Source organism: Actinomadura sp. KC06 (assembly GCF_004348735.1).
In the GTDB taxonomy this organism is placed as follows: Bacteria; Actinomycetota; Actinomycetes; order Streptosporangiales; family Streptosporangiaceae; genus Spirillospora.
Genome location: NZ_SMKT01000314.1, coordinates 1 through 4,306, shown reverse-complemented (window position 1 = coordinate 4,306; position 4,306 = coordinate 1). Strand labels below are relative to the sequence as shown.

Sequence of the window (4,306 nt, the reverse complement as noted above, 5' to 3'; positions counted from 1 at the left end):
CCCCGCGCCTGCCTCCCGAAACCGCCCCGCGCCTGCCGCTTCACGTCCGTCCTACGCCTGCGCTCGCCCCCGCCACGCGCCTGCCTCCTCAAACCGCTCCACGTCACGTCCGTCCTGCGCCTGCGGGCCCGCGCTGGTCCGCGTCTGCGCCTCTGTTCCTGGGAGTAGCCGGCGGGCGCGGCCGGCTGGACAATATCGGCGGTTTTGGCGATCTTTTCTGGATGGTCAGATACCGTCCGAAGGTGACGGGCGCGGCCGTCGCCGGGGCATGCACCGGCGAGAACCGGCGCGCCACGGCTGCGCGGCAGCGCGCGCACGGGGGCCCGGCGGGCCCGACCAGGGGGTCTCTTCTCTTGCCGCTTCATTACTCTCGATGTGCGATAACCCGCAATGTGCAATCATGTCGGCACCCCAGCCGCCTGTTTACTTCCGCTAAGTGAGTCCACATGCCGGGTCCAGGCAACGTCGGCGAACGTGTCCGCAACCTGCGGCTGACCAGACGCTTGTCGCAGGCACAGCTCGCCGGTCACGACCTTTCCGACAGCTACATCTCATTGATCGAATCGGGCAAGCGCACTCCGACGCCGACCGTCCTGCGCATGCTGGCCGAGCGTCTCGGCTGCACGCCCGAATACCTCGCCGAGGGCGTCGAGCCTGAACAGCGCGCCCACCTCGAGGTGCGGGAGCGCCATGCCCACCTGGCGCTGCTGCGCGGCGACCCCGTCACCGCCGAGGCGGGCTTCGACGAGGTGATCGCCCGCAGCGACGACCCCGACCTCACGTCCCGCGCCCGCTGGGGCCGCGCCCGCGCCCTGGAGGAGCTGGGCCGCGCCGACGACGCGATCGCGCTCTTCGAGGAGCTGCGCGAACAGGCCGAGCGTGACCCGGGACGCGCGAGCTGGCTCCCGCCCGTCATCGCGCTGGCGCGCTGCTACCACGCCGTCGGTGACCTGGGCCAGGCCATCGCGCTCGGCGAGCGGGCCGTCGACCGGCTGAACCAGCTCGGGCTCGGCGTCGGCGAAGAATACACAGAGGTCGGACGCATTCTGCTGCTCGCCTATGTGGATCGCTCCGATCCCGCGCGCGCGCATGAGCTCGGACGGCGGCTGCTCAACAGCGGTGCGGACGAGCCGACGAGCGTCCACTACCAGCGAGCCAGCATGCGCGCACTAGAAGAAGGGACGATCGGCGACTCGCTGTACTTCGCCGACCAGGCCCTGGCCGCGCGCGGCGACAGCGGTCCGGCGCAGTCTCGCGCACGTCTTTCCCTTGCGGCGGCCAAGGCGCTGCTCAGGGGCGTCACACCGTTCTCGGCGGTTACACAGCCCGATACTGTGCCCGCTGGGGAGTACGGGTTTGAACGTCCGCGTCCCGAAGGCTCCCCGGAGGCCGCCCAGGAGGCGCTGCAGCTTTTGCAGGGGACGGTCGGCCTCAATGGAGAAGAGTCCACCGAGAGCACCATCGCCAAAGCGCGCGCGCTCGTACTGGTCGGTGACCTGGACGACGCCATCGCCACCCTGGAACAGTTCCTCGACACGGGGTTGGCCTTGTCCGCTCCAGAGCACTCCCGTGCCGTGACTCCGCAGCCTGGCACGGACCTGGCGGCACGGACGCAGAAGACCGTCCTCGCCCGTCTCGTCCTGGCCCGCGCACGCGTCGCGCAGGGAGACCCGACGGCCGCGCAGGTCGTGCTGCGTGCCGCGTCCGAACAGCTGGGAACGCTGCCTGCCGGACGTCCGGCCGCGCATCTGTTCCGCGAACTGGGTGAACTGTACGAACTCGTCCAGGACGCCGAGAGCGCCGCGATCGCCTACCGCCAGGCCCTGGAAGCTGCCGGCCTGTCCGCATCCCCGTCAACGTCCACCGCCAAAGCCCGCGTCTGACCACACTGCCGGGCGCCCAACGCTTAGCCGCCGCCAGCGGCGCGACGGTGTGACGGCCGTCGTTCTCGCGCCGCGGACGCGCGCGCACGGCGTCCTACGGACGCCACATGCCCGCAGCCGCCGCCGTGCGTCACATGGGCCGGGCTCAGAGATCGTTCTCCCGGTCGGGGCGGAATAAAACCATCTCGGTGGGTGTCCTATCATCGAAACGTAGGATGACTGGATTACCGGAGGTAGGGGTGACTTTGCGGACGGCACGGCGGTCGTCACTGGTCGATCAGGTGATCGACCAGCTCAGGGACGAGATCGCCGGTGGCGGGTGGCCGGTCGGCGCGAAGATCCCGCCGGAGCCGGTGCTGTCCGAGACCCTCGGGGTGGGGCGCAACACCGTCCGCGAAGCCGTGCGTGCGCTGACTCATGCAGGGCTCCTGGAGAGCCGGCAGGGGGACGGGACGTACGTGCGGGCCACGAGCGAGCTGTCCGGCGCCGTCCGGCGGCGGTTGGAGACGGCGGAGCTCGTCGAGATCCTTGAAGTGAGGCGCGGACTGGAAGTCGAGGCGGCCCGTCTCGCCGCCGCGCGCCGCACTGAGGCCGACGTCGCCGCAATCGCGGTCGCCCTCGCGCGCCGGGACGCGGCATGGGCGGCGGGCGATCACTCCACGTTCGTCGAGGCGGACCTCACGTTCCACACCGCCGTCGTCGAGGCGACCCACAACCGCGTGCTCACGGACCTGTACCACGACTTCAGCGCCGCGCTCAGGGCCAGCATCGGCGCGGCGGGCACCCTCCTCGAACACGAGGACGTCCCGCACGGGCCCATCGCCGCCGCGATCGAGGCCGGCGACGCGGAGGCGGCAACGCGGGCAACGCACGCATGCCTGGACCAGATCCTCGCCTCGACCGGCCGCCCCGAACCCGCCAGAGAGCCCTACTTGTAGCCGACCGCCAGGCCACAACGGAGCCAACACCCCCCCACAGCTGGCCACCCGCCTCCCCGAGCCCAGCCGAAGACCGGGGCACCGGGGCCCGCAGTCGGCAAGCCGCCCCCAGCGAACCCGACAGCCTGGACGCCGGCGGGGCCGCATGAGCAAAAACTGACCGGCCGACCGCCTCCGGGTCCGGTGCCGGTGCAAACCGAAGCGAAACCGTACGTACCGGTAGATCGCGCGCCCTTGTGGACGCGCGTGCCTACCGGCGCATGACGAAGGACGAGATGAGAACCCACCTTCCCCGCGCCACGGCCGTCTGGTCGCTCATCGGCCTGGTGCTGCTGACGATCAACCTGCGCGCCGCCATCACCGGCATCACGCCGGTGCTCGGCGATTTGCGCGACGTGTTCGGCCTGTCCGGCGCCGAGGTCGGTGTCCTGACCACGCTCCCGGTGCTCTGCCTGGGCCTCTTCGCCTCCGTCGCCCCGACGGTCGCGCGGCGGGTCGGCACCGAGGTCGCCATCGCCGGGTCCCTCATCATGATCACGCTGGGGATTCTGCTGCGCGTGGTCGAGTCGCCGGTCTCGCTGTACGTTGGAACGATCCTGGCAGGCGCGGGGATCGCGATGGGCAACGTCCTGATGCCGGCCGTCATCAAGCGCGCGTTCCCGGCCCGCGTCGGCTCGCTCACCGGCCTGGCGATGATGCTCATGGCGGCCAGCGGCGCCGTCGCCGCCGGACTCGCGGTGCCGCTGGACGAGGCCGGAGGCTGGCGGCTCGCGCTCGCCGTCTGGGCCGTCCCGTCCGTGATCGCGCTGCTCGTGTGGGGACCGCTCGCCACCCGAGGCCGCCGCACCCCGACGCCCCCGGACACTCCGGCCGCGGCCTCGGCGGACGGTTCGCTGCTGCGGTCCCCGATCGCCTGGTACGTCGCGGTCTTCATGGGCCTGGCGTCGCTGATGTTCTACGTCCTGATGTCGTGGCTGCCGGAGATCATGCGGGACGCCGGGTACGCGCCCACCGCCGCCGGGATGATGGTGTCCGCCATGATGATCGCCGGTATACCGCTGGGCTTCCTCGTCCCCGTGTTCGCCGCCCGCCTGCGCGATCAGCGCCCCCTCGTCGCCGCCGTCGCGATCACCATGGTCACGGGGCTCGGCGGCCTGATGCTGGCCCCGTCCGCCGGGTGGATCTGGGTGCTGGTGCTCGGCCTCGGCACGGGCAGCGCGTTCCCGCTCGCCTACACGCTCCTCAACCTGCGCGCGGCGAGCCCCTCGATCGCCGCGGGCCTGTCTGGGATGGCGCAGACCGGCGGATACCTCCTCGCGGGGTTCGGGCCGCTCGCGGTCGGCGTCCTGCACGACGCGACGGACGGCTGGAACGTTCCTCTCGCGCTCCTGCTTGCCCTGGTCGTTCCCGAGGTGCTGTTCGGACTGCTGGCCGCGCGGCCGGGGTTCGTCCGCCCAGCCCGGACGCGCGGCCAGCAGTCCGAAC

At 71.5% G+C, this 4,306-nt stretch carries 3 protein-coding genes; all 3 read left to right on the top strand.

All coding sequences use genetic code 11. The annotated features are described in order from the left end of the window. Positions 1–446: 446 nt before the first annotated feature. Positions 447–1,883, top strand: a complete 1,437-nt coding sequence (locus E1287_RS42220; RefSeq protein ID WP_131971595.1) for a helix-turn-helix domain-containing protein — start codon at positions 447–449, stop codon at positions 1,881–1,883. A gap of 239 nt (positions 1,884–2,122) precedes the next feature. After that, positions 2,123–2,821 carry an FCD domain-containing protein gene (locus tag E1287_RS42215; protein ID WP_131971593.1) on the top strand — a complete coding sequence of 233 codons (699 nt, stop codon included), beginning with the start codon at positions 2,123–2,125 and terminating at the stop codon, positions 2,819–2,821. A gap of 260 nt (positions 2,822–3,081) precedes the next feature. After that, positions 3,082–4,306: MFS transporter (locus tag E1287_RS42210; RefSeq protein WP_131971591.1), on the top strand; the 1,225-nt coding region annotated here is incomplete at its 3' end.

What these genes read in the sequence shown, in the direction of transcription:
- E1287_RS42220 (WP_131971595.1), top strand. Translation starts at nt 447, where the DNA reads ATGCCGGGTCCAGGCAACGTCGGCGAACGTGTCCGCAACCTGCGGCTG.